Here is a 16401-nt window from a genome sequence, read left to right as displayed (position 1 = left end):
CCGGTCCGACCGAGTCGTCCGCGCGGCCAACGACCGTGTCCTCACAGGGAGACGCCGTGTTGCCTCGATCCGTCTCCCGACTCCTCGTCGACGTCCGGGTCCGTGCTGGACGGCGAGGATGCGTCGTCAGTGGATCCGGTGTCGGATCGATCGCGTTCCGACCAGCACGCGTCGAAGTCGTCGCCGACGCGTCGCCTCGTCCGCGTCTCGACCCGGAACTCGCCGTCATCGATCTCGTACGAGATCTCCTTCAGCGTCGTCTCGAACACCTTGTACCGGTTCTTCTGCTCGTCCGCACGGCGATGGTAGGTCATCAGGTCGGTCTCGACGAGCCGGTTGGTCCGACGATACACGGTCGGGAGCGACACGTCGAGTGCCTCGGCGAGCGCTCCGGCCGACCGGGGTGTTTCGCTGGTCAAAACGAGGATACGTCGCACGATGGGATCGCCGAACACGTCGAAGACGTTCGCGGGCTCCCACTCTTTGTCGCCCATGGTCCGTTCTCCGAGACGGATCTGCCGGAACGAGTATTGTTATTGATCGAATACCGACAGACGAGCCGGGGACGTCTCACCGTTTTCTCGTCGTGAAAACGCGGATACAGCCGTGTCGATGCCCTACATGCCGTTTTTCGGACTCAAGGGGGACCGATCCGCCCCGACCACTTCGGCGTCCGTGATCGGGGACAGCGTTGATGGCATCCGTGCGGGTACTAAATACCGCTCCCGCCGGGAGAACACGTATCCATGGACCGCCACTCACTCGATCCCCTCGGAGCGATCCGATCGGGGTTTTCGAGAGCCGAGCTCGCGATCAGGCGCTTCGGAAACGGGGTTATCACTCGATATCCCGGCCTTCGGAGTCCCGTTATGCAGCTCTGGAGCCGCTACATGCTGACGTACGGTGCGTCCCAGGCCCGAGCGACCGAACTCCGTGGCGGTCACCGAGCACCGGTCGAGCCGTTCACGGTCGTCTCCGTCGACCCGGACCGGATCGAGTACCTCGTCGAGGACGACGGCTATCCCAACCAGATCCGCCGGGAGAGCGTGTTCTCCCCGCCGAAGTTCAAACACGCGGGGCGCGTCGTCGGCGGCGACTGGGACGACACGGATCACCGGTTCGAGGCCACGGACGTGTATCGCGGGTTCGAGGCGCGGTTCGAGCGGGGCGTCCCGTGGCACGAGACGGAGTTCTATCGGACGTCGGTGGCGTACATCGAGGACGGGATAGAGCTGTGGGGGTGTACGTCCGAACGCGATTTCGAGCGGCGATGCGAGTTCGTGGAGTCGCTGTACGGCTCGATCGCTGACGACGGGTACCGGTCACAGTCGGAGCTGGCGACGGCGTCGTCCGACGCACTCGGGGACGATCCGAGCGCCATCGAGACGGTCACCGACGAGATAACGGTGTGTGTCGGCCGCGACGGCGAACTCCTGTTCATGGACGGGCGAAACCGACTGTCGATCGCCAAGATCCTCGATATCGACAGGATCCCGGTCTGGATCATGGTGCGACACGAGGGGTGGCAACGGACGCGCGACCGGCTGGCGGTCGACCCGTCGCGGTGGCGGGCGCTTCCGGAGCAGGTGCGGAACCATCCCGACCTCGACGACCTCCGTCCCGGACCCGACCGTGAGTAACACAAACGGACGCGCTCTGCGACACGGAACCACGAAGGCGGCGAGAAGCGGGTGGGACTCAGTTGCGGTTCGTTCCGCGTGGTCCCGTCCGTAACTCCGGTTGCAGCGGGGACGTCGCTATGGACGTATCGGGATGGTCGAGCCGGTCGTACAGTTCGCCCGGCGGTCCGACCCACGCGCCCAGCTCGAGTGCCCGTTCGATCAGCCGTCGGTATATCGGGGCGTAGTTCGGGGTGTCCGAACAGAAGAAGCGAGGATGCCAGAGAACGGTCATCACGGCGGCGTTCTCGTACGCGTCCGCGAGGAGTTCCTCGCAGGCCTCCCACGCTCGATCGGGATCCTCCTCGATCGGTAAGGCGATCTCCATCGCGGTCAGCGGGAAGACGACGAACTCGTCGTCGAACGGGCGGTGAACGCCGTAGCCGTGGGTGAATCCGTACTCGGTCGACGACCCGAGAGACGCGTCGTACTGCAGCCCGATCGCGGCGTGGTGTTCCCACGTGTCCGGAACGGAGAGGTTGAGGTGATGCTGACGACCGCCGGTCACGGCCCGACCGAGGATCGACTCCAGCCGTCGCTTCTGTTCGCGCAGTCGCTCTCGGTCGTGAAAGGAGTTGTAGGACCCGTGAAGACCGATCTCCCACCCACCGTCGTCGAGTTCGTGGATCAGGTCGACGATCTTCGGGTCGGCGATGTCGTATCGGCCGGTGTACAGCGACCAGGCTTGGGGATCGAGCAGCTCACGGCGCGGGCGCTCGGTGAACAGCGACTCCTCGTCGAGGAAGTAGAAGGCCGACCGGACGCCGAGCTCGGCCTCGATCGAGCGGATCCGGTCGAACGACCAGTACGGGTTCCGGCCGAAGATCATGTCCCGGAGCTGTGAGAGCGATCGGTCTCGAATCGCGTAGTACGGCGACTGATACGTCTTGTACGGTCGGTCGACGTCGTGCGTGAGACACAGCGCGAACGAGTGGTCGTCGGGGATCACCTTCCGTCGGCGGATCGCCGGGTCTCGTTCGACGGTCTCGGAGACCTCACCGACGTTACTCATCGGCGACCTCCAGAACGGTGTCGACGATGTACTGCGTGACGTCGATCGCATCGTCGAGGTACGCCTCTCGCCGACGCTGCCAGCGGTCGCCGGCGTCGGGATCCGTCGCGAGCTCGATCGCTCGATCGACCGCCGCGGTCTCGTCAGCGATCGACTCGACCAGTCCCGCGTCGCCGAGCACGGCGAAGTTGCTGAACTCGTCGGTAGCGGCGTACGCTCCCGACCGAACCACCGGCGTCCCGAGGAGCCCCGCCTCCGTCGCCATCGTGTTCGAGTCGGTGACGAGCAGCGAGGCCTCGCCCAGCAGGTCGTGCATCAGCGCCGGCGGCACCGGCATCTGCTCGCCCGGGAGGTCCTCGGGGATCGATCCCTCGGCGGAGACGTACACGGGCCCGTGAACCGAGAGCTCCTGTACGAGCCGTCGCTGTGCCGACTCGGAGATACCCTGTAGCCCCACGTCGTGGTGGGCACCCATGGAGACGAACCGCAACACCGTGTAGGGCTCGTCCGGCTCGACGCCGTGGTCGCGGAGCCGGTCGCGATCCGGCGTGAACCGGTCGGGATGGAGGTACGCCAGCTCCTGGACGCCCTCGTGACGTCGGTGGGACGCACCGAACTCCGCCTCGAACGACGCTGGAGTACAGATCCGGTCGAGAAACGGTGCGAGCAGGCTGGCAAGCCGGTTCGTTCCCTCGTGATCGTGGAACGCGACGCCCGCGGCACCCGTCGCGGTGGCCGCCGCGACGGCGGACGGACTCAGTCTGCTCACGACGACGTCGGGGTCGAACCGGTAGTCGTACTGGAGGGTCCGAACGCTCCGGCCGACCCACTCGGACACGAGTTCGGCCTTGTGGGTCCCCATCGTCGACAACACCGTATGCGGTATCTCGAACGCGTCGAGGAGCTCCGTCGTCAGCTCCTTGTCCCGGGAGCTGACGGCGACGTGATGGCCGTCGTCGACGAGCTCGCGGATCGCGTGTCTGAACAGGTGGACGTGGGCCGGATGCGTCACGTCGAAGTGGATTCGGCTCATCGGTTCGTATCCGAACGCTCGCTGGCCGAGCCCGATCCGTCAAGCGCCATCGCCCGACCAAGGGTGTACGTTCTGTGGGGGGTATCGTCGAGGTCGACCGCGTCGTGACAGTCGAGCACGACCGTGGGGTCCAGTCGGTCCCAGTCGAACGTCGAGAACGCCTCGTGAGGCGTTACGACGACGACGGCGTCGTAGGTGGCGTCCGCCGCCGCCGACATCGACACCGGGGTCGCTGCGAACTCGGAGACGTCGTCCGCCACGGGGTCACAGGCGTCGACGGTCGCACCGCGTCGGGCCAGTCCCTCGATCACGCCGTGGGCCGGACTGTTTCGAAGTTCGTCGACCCCGGGACGATACGTGACGCCGAGCACCAGGACGCGGGCACCGTCGAGTTCTCCCCCCGCCGGGTTCGCCCCGGATCCGGCTTTCGCGGCGAGCATCGCTCGGACCGTCTCGACCGTGTACGCCGGCATCTCGTCGTTGACCGCCCGGGCGATCCGGACGAGCGGGCTGTCGACCGAGAACTCCTCCAACAGGAAGTACGGGTAGACGGGGATACAGTGACCGCCGACGCCGGGACCCGGCGAGAGGATCCGGCTGAACGGCTGCGTGTTCGAGGCGTCGATCGCCTCCCTGACGTCGATCCCCATCGACGCCGCGTATCGGGCGAACTCGTTGGCGAGCGCGATGTTGACGTCGCGGTAGACGCCACCGAACACCTTCGTCGCCTCCGCGGTCGTCGCGTCCCGGACCGGTATCACGTCGTTGTCGGTCACTTCGTCGTACACGAGCTCGGCGACCCGCGTGCTCTCAGCGTCTACCCCGCCGACGACCTTCGGGTACGCCTCGCGAATGTCCCGGAGCGCCCGCCCGCTTGCGGTCCGCTCCGGACAGAACGCGACCCCGAACGTCTCCGGATCGAGTCCGCTTCGCTCCGCGAGCCGCGGGACGATCCGATCGGCACACGTTCCGGGCGGGACCGTCGACTCCACGAACACGACATCGCCCCGTGTGAGTCCGGTCGCGATGGAGTCGACGACCGCGTCGACGACCGCGAGATCGGCACCCTTCGAATCGGTGAGCAGCGTCGGGACGATGACGACGTGGATCGACGCCGTCTCGGCCGCACGGTCGGGATCCGACACCGCGGTGAGCGAGCCGCTCGCGACGCAGTCTGCGACGAGTTCGTCGAGGCCGGGCTCCCCGTCGACGTGCGAGTCGCCGGCGTTCACGCGCTCGACGACCTCGGGATCCACGTCCGCGCCGACGACGTTGCCGGTGACGGACGCGAGCACGGACGCGATGGGCAGCCCCATCTTTCCGAGTCCGTAGACGGCGACCGGGACGTCGCCGGTCACGAGCGCTCGTCGCTGGTCGTCGTGGGACGCCGTGGAGCCGTACAGGCGGTCGACCGTCGTCGATTCGTCCGGGTCCGTCAGTGTCGATTCCGCAGTGTCGGGTCCCGTCGATTCCGCAGTGTCGGGTCCCGTCGATTCCGCAGTGTCGGGTCCCGTCGATTCCGTCGGTTCGTTGCTCGATGAGTCGTGAGTGTATTCCATATATATGAGTTCCTCGCGGGGGCCGTCACGGGAGGTCGTTTCGACCCGCCAGCTGCTCGGACAGCGGTCGCGTGGTGGCGGGTGCACCGATCGCGAGCGTCCTCGGCGGGACGTCCTCGGTGACGACCGCGCCGGCAGCGACGAACGCCCCCTCCCCGACGGTGACGTCGGGGAGGATCGTCGCGTTCGCGCCGATGGAGGCGTGCTTCTCTATCGTCGGTCCGACGAGCGCCGTCTCGGTTCGGACCGGATACGGATCGTTCGTCATCACGGTGTTCGGGCCGATGAACACGTCGCTCCCGATGGTCGTTCCCGTGGGGACGTACACGCCCGTCTGGAGGCTCGATCGGTCGCCGATCACCGTGTTGCCGTCGATGACGGTCTTCGTCCCGACGACGACGTCGTCGCCGATCACCGTCCGCTCGCGGATGACGGCGTCGTGTCCGGTCGTGAAGTCGTCACCGACCTCGACGCCCGCATAGACGACGCTTCCGGACCGGATCCGGGCACGATCGCCGATGCGAATCGGCTTCTCGCCGGTCCCGGCGGGTGTGAGCCTGACGCCGTCGTCGAGCCGGCAGTCGTCTCCGAGACGTGCTGGCGACCCGTCGCCCGTCTCGGCGGACGCGGACCCGTGTTCACCGTTCGCGTCGCCGTTCTCGTTTCGGCCAGTCTCGGCCGACCGTTCGTCGGTCGTCGGTCGGTCATCGGACGCCCGTTCCGTCTCGGCGTCGGATGACTCGCTCACGGGTGACCTCCCGAGGACGACGAAGTACGTTCTCGATGGCGTGCGGCCATCGCTGGTTCGATCGGAGACGGTACGGGGTTCGTTCCGGACATGAGTTTATTACTCGCGGTGTGGCGAGCTGTAGATAGGTCCATCCGTACTGGTGGCTTTGTTATGCCATGCTTTCCGCGGGCGCACAGTCTCGAGGAGCACACGACGGTCGCAGTCGAGCACGGACGTCGTTGCGATCGGCGACTAAGCCGGCCGTACGTGAGTTCTCCCGGTATTTGGCGAACTATAACAAAGCCGCAAACCTCCAGAGTGGAGACCATGTGTGTGCGCCCACAGACCGATCGATCCGCAGGAGCCCGCTCCGGAGGGCCCTGACCGTGGGAACCGTCGTCTTATCGATCGACGCGGAGCTGGGATGGGGCCACCACGACCTCACCTCCCCCCCGGCTGCTCGACTCGAATCGGGGCGGGACGGATGGGCGACGCTGCTCGAACTGCTCGACACGTATCGGATCCCGGCGACGTGGGCCGTCGTCGGCCACCTCTTCCTGGAGGAGTGTGACCGCGCTCACGCGACCCACCCCATCGCCGACGAGTGGTTCGAACGGGAGCGTACCGAGTGGGACGAGCGGCCAGACCTCCGGTTCGCCCCGGATCTCGTCCGGGCGATCCACGACGCCGATGTGGACCACGATATTGGGTGTCATACCTTCTCACACGTCGACTTCGGCAACGACGCGACGACGCCGGAGATCGCCCGTGCGGAACTCGTTGCCTCACTGGAGGCCGCGGGGTCCTCGTCGGTTCCAGCGGCGATGACGTCGGTCGTCTTTCCACACAACAACGTCGGCCACCGCGACGTCCTCGCGGAGTGGGGGTTCACGTGCTATCGGGGCGTCGGCCCGAACGGCGAGCCGACGTCGGCGCTCCGAACGATCGGTAACGCCACCGTCGGGACGCCACCCCTCGTCGAACCGACCGTCGACGAGTTCGGTCTCGTGAACGTTCCGGCGTCGATCCACCTGTACGGGCTGTCCGGGCCCGCTCGCCGCGTCTGTGAACGGCTCTGGGAGGATCCGATCCTCGCAGTCGTTCGTCGCGGCATCGACGCCGCGACCAAGGGCGACGGCGTGTTCCACGTCTGGTTGCGGCCCAACGACCTGATGACCGATGCAGATGTCGAACGTCTACAGACGGTTCTCGCGTACGTGGCCCGCCGTCGCGAACTCAGCGGGCTCGACGTCCGAACGATGCGCGACGTGAGCCAACGGACCGTCTCTCGGACGCGGCCGGCCATGCGAACGTGAGACGAACCGGTCGCAGGCCGACCATAACAAAGCCCGAAACAGGCGATCGAATGATATATGTCTGACACCACGCAATCGACCGTCGACACGCTCGTGATCGGAGTCGACGCGCTGAGTCACGACGTGCTCTCGTGGCTCCCCGAGGGGACGACGCCGACCATCGACTCGGTGATCGCCGAGGGGGCGAGCGGGAAACTGGAGGCACAGCTCCCGCCGTGGACCCCGAGCACGTGGCCGTCGATATACACTGGCGTTAATCCGGGGAAACACGGCGTGTACGGGTTCCTCCGGTTCGACGGGTACGACTGGCGGATCGTCGACGGAACCGACGTCCGCGAACACGCGCTCTGGGAACTGCTCTCGGAGGCGGGGTATCGGAGCGTCGTCGTCAACGTCCCCGTCACGTACCCGCCCGCCGAGTTCGACGGGGCGCTCGTTCCCGGCTACACCGCCCCCGAGGACCCCGATTGCCACCCGCACGGGCTCCTCGCGGAGATCCGCGACGCGATCGGCGAGTATCGACTGTATAACACCCAGCTGAGCGAGGGGGCGACCCGCGAGGAGCGGATAGACGGGTACGAGGAGCTGACGCGAATGCGTGGCGCGGCGTTCCGGTACCTGCTCGACCGTGAGAACCCGGACTTCGGGTTCGTCCAGTTCCAGCAGAGCGACACCGTGTTACACGAGTTCCCCGATGACGAGCAGGCCCCGAGACGCGTGTACGCCGCGATCGATGACGAGATCGAGCAGATCCTGTCCGAACACGACCCGACGAACGTCGTGCTCGTGAGCGATCACGGCATCGGACCCTGCGACGGCGTCGAGTTCCGGCCGAACACGATGTTTCGCGACAACGGACTCGTCGAGACGTCGGCCGGCGCGGAGAAGCCCTCGTGGTCGCAGTTGGCAACGAGGACGCTCCGAAACGGGGGCGACGGCACGCCGGCCGATGACGACCCGCCGTCCACGGCCGAACGCGTACTGTCCGCGGCCGCGAGCGTCGGCCTCACCAGCCAGCGGATCGGAACGGTTCTCGAGACGCTCCGACTGGACGACGCGGTGTTGCGGATCGTTCCGACCGAGCTCGTTCGGGCGGGGTCCGAACACGTCGACTTTCCGCGCTCGCAGGCGTACATGCGCGACCGAATCGAGTTGGGGATCCGGATCAACCTCGAGGGACGGGAGCCGGACGGCACGGTCTCGACGGGAGCGTACGAGCACGTTCGATCGGAGCTGATCACGATGCTGTCCGATCTCCGATCGCCAGACGGCGAGCCGGTCTTCGATGCGGTCTTGCCACGAGAGGACGTGTTCTCCGGACCGTACGTCGACGACGCGCCGGATATCGTGACCGTCCCGAGGTCCTTCGACGTGTTCCTCTCGGCGTCGGTTCTCGACGAACCGTTCGGCACCCCGCGGGAGGCGTGGAACCACAAGCTCCACGGGATCGTCGCGGTTACCGGGCCGGGGATCCCGGCGACCGAACTGTACGGTGCACACACCTTGGACGTCGCCCCGTCGGTGTTGTCGCTGCTCGGGTCCCCCGTCAGCGACCGTATGGACGGCTCGGCGCTGCCGGTGATCGAGGAGAGCGATCGGACGACGTATCCGGCATACACGGACGCGGACGCCGCCGTGTCCGACCGAACGCTCGACGATGAGATGGAGGACCGACTGTCGAATCTGGGGTACTTGGAATGAGTGTCGACGTCGATCGCATCGACGATGCGGGCGCGTGGGACGCGCTCGTCGACCGCTCAGCGACGACGACGCCGTTTCATCGATACGATTCACTCGACGTCATCGCGGAGTACACCGATTGTGAACTCCACCCGCTCGTCGGCTACGTCGGCCAGGAGCCCGCCGGACTGTTTCCCGTCTTCGAGCGGCGGTTCGGTCCGATGAGCGCGGTCTTCTCCCCGCCGCCCGACGAAAAGGTCCCGTATCTGGGTCCGGCGGTGTTCGCCGACCCCAACATGAAACGTCGAAAGCGCGAGCGCCGCCACCGCCGGTTCGTCGAGTCCGCGTTGACGTACGTCGACGAGGAGATCGGTCCCCGATTCATCAACGTTCGTACCGGCGTCGGATACGACGATCCACGACCGTTCCTCTGGAACGGGTTCTCGTCGACGCCCCGGTACACGTACTACGTCGACTTGACCTGCGGTCCCGAGGAGGTGCTCTCGAGAGCGAGCAGCGATCTCCGTTCGAACGTACACAACACCGACGACGACGCCTTCGAGATCACGACCGGCGGTCGTGCCGGAATGGAACAGGTGCTCGAAAACGTCCGTCGTCGCCACGAGGAGCAGGGGATATCGTACGACGTGAGCCCCGGACTCATTCGGGACCTCTCTCGGAGGGTACCCGACGCGTTCACCTCGTACCTCTGTACCGTCGACGACGTGTTCGTCGGCGGAACGATCGTTGCGGTCGACGACGACACCGTCTACCGGTGGCAGACCGTCGCGCGGTTCGACGCACCGGTTCCGGTACAGGACTTACTCGACTGGCACGTGATCAGCGAAGCGAGCGCCGACGGGCTCGAGACGTATGATCTGGTCGGGGCGAACGACCGACGACTCAGCGAGTACAAGGCAAAGTTCGCACCCGAAGTGGAGCCCTACTACCGGCTGCAACGGAGCGGTATCACGATGGGAACGATCGCGAGCCTGTACGCCAGATTACGATGATTCCGACAACGCAACCGAGATATCGACGACGAATCGACCTCGACTACCATGATTCAGATACCGAATCGACCTCGACTACCATGGCCCGGATGCCGATCTGGATCCGTCGATCGTGGAGTGATCCGTGACCGTATACGTAGAACGAGTGGATAACGCCTCGCGATGGAACGAGTTGGTCGAGAAAGCGCCGACTGCGACGCCGTTCCACCGCTTCGAGGCGCTTCGGACGATGGCGGACCACTCCGAGGCGGAACTGTATCCGCTCGTCGGTCGCTCCCGACACGGCCCGGTCGGGTTGTTCCCGGTGTTCTCCGAGTCGATCGGCCCGATGACAGTCGCGTTTTCGCCGCCTCCAGCTCTGAAGGTGAGTTATCTCGGCCCCGCGTACATCCCCGACGGACTCGGATCGGACGGGACTCACAAACGGCTCCGATCCGGATTCATTGACGCGGTGACCGAGTTCGTCGACGAGTTCGTCGATCCGCGGTACGTTCACGTCCGTGCGGCACCGGAGTACGACGACCCACGCCCGCTCGTGTGGAACGACTACCGACCGATGCCGCGGTACACGTACGTGATCGACCTGACGCCGTCAGTCGATGACCTGTTCATGTCGTTCAGCGGCGACCTCCGTGAGAACGTCCGCGGGGCTGACGACGATGCCTACGACGTGACCGAGGGGTCCCCGAACGACATCGACCGGATAATCGACCGGCTGCAGGCCCGTCACGACGAGCAAGGGGTGGCGTTTCCTCTCACCCAAGCGTTCGCTCGGGACCTGTACGACGCGCTTCCGGACGGTGACATGCGCGTGTACGTCTGCCGTAGCGACGACGAGTTCGTCGGGGGACAACTGATCCTCGAGAACGAATCGGCGATGTTGGCCTGGCAGGGGGTCGGCGACCACGACCACGGACTCCCGGTCAACGATCTCCTCGACTGGCACGCGATACGGGACGCTCGCTCACGCGGCCTCGATCGATACGACCTCGTCGGCGCGAACGCCCCACGGCTCTGTCGGTACAAAGCCAAGTACAACTCGCGTCTCGCGACCTACTACGTGCTCGAACGATCGGGGCCCCTCACCGATCTCCTCAAACGGGGGTACCAGTGGGGGAGATCGGCCACGAACTGGATCGATCGAACCGCCCGGTCGGAGCGTCGATAATGGGTCGTCACGCCCGAACCGATCCGGAGAATCCGGCGGGTCGGGAGAGTCGAGCGCCAACGAGCACCGGACAGTTGGCGGCGCTCACGGTTGGGTTCGTCGCGGTCGCAGTCGGTATCTCGGTCGCTCACGGCCACCCGGAGCCCGGCTACGAGATCGATATCTATCGGTCGACGCCCGCCGGGTACTGGGTCGGGATCGCCGTCGGCGGACTGATCGCCGTCGTCGTGGGGACCACAGGTCGGGCGTCGAGGCGGGCGGTCGATGCCGCGGGACTGCTCGGCTCCGTGGCCGTCCTCTCGATCGTTGCGCTCCCGCTGCTTCGGTCGTATCACTACTACGGCGCCGGGGACTCGCTGACGCATTTGGGCTGGGCCCGTGAGATGGACGTCGGGAGTATCACTCCGGACGCGATCCTGTATCCGGCGCTCCACACGTTCTCGATCGTGCTCTCGAATCTCACCGGGCTCGAACTCGTCCAGACGCTACAGCTCCTCCCGATGGTCGTGTATCCGACCGTGTTCGTTCTCGGGTCCGTACTCTGTGTGACCGCACTCACCGATTCGACGAACGCCCCGATCGTTGCCGTCGTCTCCGCGCTGTGTTTCGTCCCGATCAACAAGGTGAGCGTTCACATCATCGCCCACCCGTCGAGCCAGGCGATCCTCCTGTTGCCGTTCGTGTTGTACCTCCTGATCCGACACCTCCGTGACGATCGGGTCGGCTTCCCGCTGACGACGCCGATCGGTGCGGCGTTCGCGACGAGCTACATCGGGCTCGTCGTGCTCCACCCGCAGGAGTCGATGCTGCTGCTCTCGATGCTGGTGGCGATGTCGGCGCTCCAGTCTCTCGCACGTCGATATCGCCCCGAAGGAACGATCGCGACGAAGCGCTCGCTGTACGCACACACGATACTCCTCGGGGCCGTGTTCGCGCTCTGGACCGTCCGGTACGAACGGGCTCGGAGCCGGGCAGCGTACCTCGTCGAGAGTCTCATCTTGCAGAGCCACGAGCAGTTGAGCGAGACGGCCACCCGCGAGAGTTCGCTCGGGGCGCTCGGCGGGAGCTTCGAGGAGCTGCTCGTGAAGCTGTTCGCCGTCTCCCTCCTCTTCTGTCTGCTCGCCGGGGGCGTGTTCGTCGCGACCGCGCTCCGCGCGGTCGACGGGAGCGGCGGGGAGCGAACCGCGATACTGAGCTATCTCGCGGTCGGGCTCGTCCCGGCGTCGGTGGGGTTTCTCTTCGTGTTCGCCGCAGACCAGGGCGACCACTACTTCCGGTTCCTCGGAACGATCATGGTCACGGTGACGCTGGTCGGAACGATCGGGCTCGTCGACGTCGTCGATCGAACGAAACAACTGGTTCAGGACTCCTCAGTCGTCGTGACGCGATCACACGTTCGTGCCGCCCTCGTCATCACGCTCGTCGTACTCGTCTCCGCGCAAGCGATAGTGATCCACCAATCACCGTATATGTACAAATCGAGCCAGCAGGTGACGGCTGCGGAGATGGACGGGTACGACGTCGCGCTCACGTATCACGACGGTGAGACGCCGCTGCTCGGGTTCCGCTCGGGCTCCCGCCGGTACATCGACGCCCACCACGGGAGTCACACCGCCCGGTCCGGACTCGACTTCCCCGGCTATCGGGACGGGATCCCCGGCGAGGTGTTCTCCGAATCACCGACGACACACTACGATTCGGACCGCTATCTGGTGTTGTTGGAGGGGTACAAGCGGATAGAAGTGGAACTGTATCAGGAGATCCGCTACACGAGAGAGGGGTTCCGGATCGTCGAAACCGCTCCGGAGGCGAACCGGATCCAGGACAACGGGGAGCTCGAACTGTACCGGATCACGCCGGCGGCCGGGTGATCGGTGTGACTCCACATCGGCGGCCGAGCGGTCGGCGTGACCACACGTCGGCCGCGGATCGCCCGGAGTCAGTTCAGAGACTGTAGTCATCATCTGTGTTCACTACCGACAACGTTTATTCTCGAGAAACTCGTACTGTTAGCTATGGCTTCCGGTGATTCTGATGGGGTTGAGGAGTGGTTTTGGAGGCGCCATTCGAACCCAAAAAGCGTCTGGACGCGAATTCCGATTGCTCCTGCTGTTGCGTATGCTATTTACCGGCGTTCTTGGCGTCTCTTGTTACTCTCGATACTGTGGGGAGTAGTCAACCCGATCTCATTCTCCCCTCCCAAGGATGAAGAAGCATGGATGACGCGGGGCGTTCTCGCTCAACAGTGGTGGGTTCGAGAAGAAGGCCACGGTATCCTCGGGGTATCCAAGCCAAACATTTTCAGCACGGCAGCTGTGCTGACAAGCATCTACACGCTGCATGCTGCGTGGCGTCAGCACCCGCTGAAGACTGCTCTTGGAACCATTCTGACCGTCGTGCTGAACTTCTGGTGGTTACGACATCTGGTTGATCTTTACGACAGACATGTTATGTGGAAATAATCGTCGTGCTGAATATGCAATCAGACTCTCATAGCTGACTCAGTTGTCGAATTATGACATAAACCACCGTGATAAGGGTTCTGTGGCACCCTCGTCGATCACTGGTCACCGACCACACGTTCGGGAGCCCGATGTCCGGTGCCACGACGGACGACGGCGCTCACCCGGTGTTCGATCCCGATCCGAGTACAAGGAGTCCAACGACTCGATTAAAAGGGGTCCAACGACCCGTTTAAAAGGAGTCCGACGATCCGTAGTCGTCGTCGGGGTCCGCAGGGATCGTCCCGCGGTCGTCGTAGTACTTCCGACCGACGTACTCGTCGCTCAGGTTGCCGCGGATCGCCGTCATCAGCGCTTCGGGACTCTCGTACGTCTTCACTCCGGTGCGATCGAGAACCGCCGTCAGCCGCTCCGACTTCGTCACGGTCGGCGCTTTGATCGTCCGAGCGCCGATGGTTTCGGCCACCGTGGTTGTGGCGACCGGATACTCGAACGCGGTTTCGACGACCTCCGGGAGTTCGTTGAGTTCCATGCTCGACTCTACCTGGTCGGTCACGGCGTCGCCGTATTGTTATACGGTTCGTATCCGCCACGCGTCGATCCCTCGGAACTCACTGGATCGCGTCGATCCCGTCGTACCGCTTCGTGGACGGCCGCAGCGCTGCCCGCACGCGATGGGCGAGCGCGAGGGCCTTCACGCCGTCCCGTCCGCTCACGACGGGGTCGGTTCCGTTCCGAACCGCATCGAGGAACGCGCCGAGCTCCTTTTTTAAGGGTTCCCCGTTGTCCACGGTGGGGCGTTCGACGACCTGCTCGCTCCGGTATCGGAGGTCGCCGTCGCTCACGAGGAACTCCGGACGAGTGCGGCGGTGGATCCGGATCGAGCGGTCGATGTAATCGACCGTTACCTGACAGTCCCTGGCCGTCAATGTCAGTTCCCGCACCTTTCGTTGCGTGACTCGGCTCGCGGTGAGCGATCCGACGACGTCGTTCTCGAACCCGAGCGTCGCCGCGACGTACTGGTCGTCGGGACTGCCGGCCGCGCTCACGTCGACCACCGGCGATCCGACAAGCGACCGGATCACGTCGATATCGTGGATCATCAGATCGAGGACGACCCCGTCGCCGACGTCGCGTCCGCCGTCGACCGGCGGACCGAGCCGGCGCGCGTCCACTGCGATGAGATCGAGGTCGTCGACGAACTCGCTCAGCGTGCGAACCGCGGGGTTGAACCGCTCGATATGTCCCACCTGGAGGACCACGCCGGCTGCGTTCGCCGCCGCGACGAGCTCCTCGGCGTCCGCCGTCGTCGTCGCGAGCGGCTTCTCGACGAGCGCGTGTACTCCCGCCTCCAGTGCCTCCAGCGCGACCGGCAGGTGATAGCGGCTGGGAACGGCGACGGAAACCGCCTCCACGGCGTCGAGCAGCTCCTCGGTCGACATCGCCCGCGTTCCGTACGCCGCCGCGACGTCGGCGGCGCTCTCCTCGTCGACGTCGCTCACGCCGACGAGGTCGGCGTCCGCCGACTCCGCGTACACGCGGGCGTGGTGTCGACCCATGCTTCCGACGCCGAGGACGCCGACGGGGACGGTCATGGGCTGTACACCTCCAGCGCGTCCGCGACGGCATCGACCTCGCTCCGGTCGAGCGACGGATGCACCGGAACGGACAGCACCGTTTCGGCCGCGCGCTCGGCGACCGGCGCGGACGCCTCGACGTCGGCGTACGCCGGCTGCCGGTGGATCGGCGTCGGGTAGTAGACCCCGGTGTCGATCCCGTTGTCCGCGAGGTGATCCCGTAGGTCGTCGCGGTGCTCGGTTCGGACGGTGTACTGGTGATACGCGTGCCCGGCGTTCGGCGGATCGGGCGGTGCGGTCACCGCGGGCTGCGCCGCGAGCGCCTCGTCGTACCGGGCGGCGTTCCGTCGTCGGATATCGACGAAATCCGGAAGGCGATCCAGCTGTGCCCGTCCGAGTCCCGCCCCGAGGCTGGTGAGCCGGAAGTTGTGACCGACCTCGCTGTGCTCGTACGATCCCGTGCGACCGTGGTTGACGAACCGCCCGACGCGGTCGGCGAGCTCGGCGTCGTCAGTGAGGACCATGCCGCCCTCACCGGTCGTCATGTTCTTCGTCGGGTAAAACGAGAAACAGGCCACGTCGCCGAGCGACCCGACCGGTCGACCGTCGAGGGTCGCGCCGTGCGCCTGTGCGGCGTCCTCGACGAGCGCGACGTCGTACTCGTCGGCGATCGCCCGCAGCTCGTTCATTGCTGCCGGTAACCCGTACAGATGAACGGCGATGATCGCGTCGACGTCGCCGTCGTGGTCCGTCACGGCCGCTCGAACGGCGTCCGGATCGAGATTCAAGGTCGTCGGGTCGACGTCGGCAAACACGGGCGTGGCACCGCAGAGCCGAACCGCGTTCGCGGTCGCGACGAACGAGAAGGGGGTCGTGACGACGCGGTCTCCGGGACCGATCGCCAGTCCTTGTAACGCGGCGTGCAGCGCCGTCGTTCCGTTCGACGTCGCGACGCCGTGGCGGGCGTCACAGTAGTCCGCGAACGCGGACTCGAACGCGCGGACCTCGGGACCGTCCGCGATCCGACCGCTGATGGCGGTGTCGACGAGGCGGTCCAGTTCGGGCACGCCGATCCGTGGGTCGGCCATTCCGACGGTCATCGTGAGACCCGACTGGAGGTGTCATGAGCGATCCGTTCGCGGTCGTCCGATAAGGTTCGGGTGAACATGGTC

General features: G+C 65.5%; 15 protein-coding genes. 7 read left to right on the top strand and 8 right to left on the bottom strand.

What is annotated here, in order from left to right; genetic code table 11:
• Window positions 1-41: 41 nt before the first annotated feature.
• The gene (locus ACNSN7_RS02100; RefSeq protein WP_418280310.1) at window positions 42-494 is read right to left on the bottom strand and encodes a winged helix-turn-helix domain-containing protein; all 453 of its coding nucleotides are present in this window, start codon (window positions 492-494) and stop codon (window positions 42-44) included.
• 375 nt (window positions 495-869) lie between these two features.
• Here ACNSN7_RS02100 and ACNSN7_RS02095 point away from each other — a divergent pair, with 375 nt between their 5' ends.
• Window positions 870-1640: a hypothetical protein gene (locus tag ACNSN7_RS02095; protein WP_418280309.1), complete on the top strand. Its 771-nt coding sequence runs from the start codon at window positions 870-872 to the stop codon at window positions 1638-1640.
• Between the two features lie 58 nt (window positions 1641-1698).
• On the opposite strand, the gene ACNSN7_RS02090 is transcribed toward ACNSN7_RS02095, so the two are convergent.
• From ACNSN7_RS02090 to ACNSN7_RS02075, 4 genes are read right to left on the bottom strand one after another with little or no spacing between them, the layout of a single operon-like run.
• Window positions 1699-2691 (bottom strand): polysaccharide deacetylase family protein, encoded by a 993-nt coding sequence (locus ACNSN7_RS02090; RefSeq protein ID WP_418280308.1) that lies wholly within the window; start codon window positions 2689-2691, stop codon window positions 1699-1701.
• The gene (locus ACNSN7_RS02085) at window positions 2684-3724 is read right to left on the bottom strand and encodes a DUF354 domain-containing protein (RefSeq protein ID WP_418280307.1); all 1041 of its coding nucleotides are present in this window, start codon (window positions 3722-3724) and stop codon (window positions 2684-2686) included. The genes ACNSN7_RS02090 and ACNSN7_RS02085 overlap by 8 nt, the downstream gene beginning before the upstream one ends.
• Window positions 3721-5283 carry a nucleotide sugar dehydrogenase gene (locus tag ACNSN7_RS02080; RefSeq protein ID WP_418280305.1) on the bottom strand — a complete coding sequence of 521 codons (1563 nt, stop codon included), beginning with the start codon at window positions 5281-5283 and terminating at the stop codon, window positions 3721-3723. Before ACNSN7_RS02080 ends, ACNSN7_RS02085 begins: the two co-directional genes overlap by 4 nt.
• Window positions 5284-5308: 25 nt before the next feature.
• Window positions 5309-6031 (bottom strand): acyltransferase, encoded by a 723-nt coding sequence (locus ACNSN7_RS02075; RefSeq protein WP_418280304.1) that lies wholly within the window; start codon window positions 6029-6031, stop codon window positions 5309-5311.
• Between the two features lie 368 nt (window positions 6032-6399).
• On the opposite strand from ACNSN7_RS02075, the gene ACNSN7_RS02070 reads away from it, so the two are divergent.
• The 6 genes from ACNSN7_RS02070 (at window position 6400) to ACNSN7_RS02045 (ending at window position 13652) form a co-directional block, all read left to right on the top strand.
• Complete coding sequence (locus ACNSN7_RS02070; RefSeq protein ID WP_418280303.1) at window positions 6400-7329, top strand: polysaccharide deacetylase family protein; 930 nt, start codon at window positions 6400-6402, stop codon at window positions 7327-7329.
• Between the two features lie 57 nt (window positions 7330-7386).
• Entirely contained in the window at window positions 7387-9030 is a 1644-nt protein-coding gene (locus ACNSN7_RS02065; RefSeq protein ID WP_418280301.1) for an alkaline phosphatase family protein, read from the top strand.
• Window positions 9027-10022, top strand: coding sequence for a GNAT family N-acetyltransferase (locus ACNSN7_RS02060; RefSeq protein WP_418280299.1), 996 nt, complete (start codon window positions 9027-9029; stop codon window positions 10020-10022). Before ACNSN7_RS02065 ends, ACNSN7_RS02060 begins: the two co-directional genes overlap by 4 nt.
• 124 nt (window positions 10023-10146) lie before the next feature.
• Complete coding sequence (locus ACNSN7_RS02055) at window positions 10147-11190, top strand: GNAT family N-acetyltransferase (protein ID WP_418280298.1); 1044 nt, start codon at window positions 10147-10149, stop codon at window positions 11188-11190.
• Window positions 11190-13061, top strand: coding sequence for a hypothetical protein (locus ACNSN7_RS02050; RefSeq protein WP_418280297.1), 1872 nt, complete (start codon window positions 11190-11192; stop codon window positions 13059-13061). Before ACNSN7_RS02055 ends, ACNSN7_RS02050 begins: the two co-directional genes overlap by 1 nt.
• A gap of 144 nt (window positions 13062-13205) precedes the next feature.
• Window positions 13206-13652 (top strand): DUF6653 family protein, encoded by a 447-nt coding sequence (locus tag ACNSN7_RS02045; protein ID WP_418280295.1) that lies wholly within the window; start codon window positions 13206-13208, stop codon window positions 13650-13652.
• Between the two features lie 232 nt (window positions 13653-13884).
• On the opposite strand, the gene ACNSN7_RS02040 is transcribed toward ACNSN7_RS02045, so the two are convergent.
• Genes ACNSN7_RS02040 through ACNSN7_RS02030 form a run of 3 tightly spaced genes read right to left on the bottom strand, consistent with a single transcriptional unit; the run spans window position 13885 to window position 16329 of the window.
• Window positions 13885-14208 (bottom strand): DUF5789 family protein, encoded by a 324-nt coding sequence (locus ACNSN7_RS02040; protein WP_418280293.1) that lies wholly within the window; start codon window positions 14206-14208, stop codon window positions 13885-13887.
• 55 nt (window positions 14209-14263) lie between these two features.
• A complete protein-coding gene (locus ACNSN7_RS02035) occupies window positions 14264-15247 on the bottom strand; it encodes a Gfo/Idh/MocA family oxidoreductase (RefSeq protein ID WP_418280292.1) in 984 nt (327 codons plus the stop codon).
• The gene (locus tag ACNSN7_RS02030; RefSeq protein WP_418280290.1) at window positions 15244-16329 is read right to left on the bottom strand and encodes a DegT/DnrJ/EryC1/StrS family aminotransferase; all 1086 of its coding nucleotides are present in this window, start codon (window positions 16327-16329) and stop codon (window positions 15244-15246) included. The genes ACNSN7_RS02035 and ACNSN7_RS02030 overlap by 4 nt, the downstream gene beginning before the upstream one ends.
• Window positions 16330-16401: the final 72 nt, after the last annotated feature.

This window comes from Halorubrum rarum, assembly GCF_048380895.1.
Taxonomy (GTDB): domain Archaea; phylum Halobacteriota; class Halobacteria; order Halobacteriales; family Haloferacaceae; genus Halorubrum.
This window is presented reverse-complemented; position numbering and strand designations above follow the sequence as displayed.

Bases quoted from the DNA above. Each gene is read 5' to 3' on its own strand.
- ACNSN7_RS02080 (WP_418280305.1), bottom strand. From the start codon at position 5,283: ATGGAATACACTCACGACTCATCGAGCAACGAACCGACGGAATCGACG.
- ACNSN7_RS02090 (WP_418280308.1), bottom strand. From the start codon at position 2,691: ATGAGTAACGTCGGTGAGGTCTCCGAGACCGTCGAACGAGACCCGGCG.
- ACNSN7_RS02085 (WP_418280307.1), bottom strand. From the start codon at position 3,724: ATGAGCCGAATCCACTTCGACGTGACGCATCCGGCCCACGTCCACCTG.
- ACNSN7_RS02100 (WP_418280310.1), bottom strand. From the start codon at position 494: ATGGGCGACAAAGAGTGGGAGCCCGCGAACGTCTTCGACGTGTTCGGC.
- ACNSN7_RS02050 (WP_418280297.1), top strand. From the start codon at position 11,190: ATGGGTCGTCACGCCCGAACCGATCCGGAGAATCCGGCGGGTCGGGAG.
- ACNSN7_RS02030 (WP_418280290.1), bottom strand. From the start codon at position 16,329: ATGACCGTCGGAATGGCCGACCCACGGATCGGCGTGCCCGAACTGGAC.
- ACNSN7_RS02035 (WP_418280292.1), bottom strand. From the start codon at position 15,247: ATGACCGTCCCCGTCGGCGTCCTCGGCGTCGGAAGCATGGGTCGACAC.
- ACNSN7_RS02065 (WP_418280301.1), top strand. From the start codon at position 7,387: ATGTCTGACACCACGCAATCGACCGTCGACACGCTCGTGATCGGAGTC.
- ACNSN7_RS02095 (WP_418280309.1), top strand. From the start codon at position 870: ATGCAGCTCTGGAGCCGCTACATGCTGACGTACGGTGCGTCCCAGGCC.
- ACNSN7_RS02060 (WP_418280299.1), top strand. From the start codon at position 9,027: ATGAGTGTCGACGTCGATCGCATCGACGATGCGGGCGCGTGGGACGCG.
- ACNSN7_RS02045 (WP_418280295.1), top strand. From the start codon at position 13,206: ATGGCTTCCGGTGATTCTGATGGGGTTGAGGAGTGGTTTTGGAGGCGC.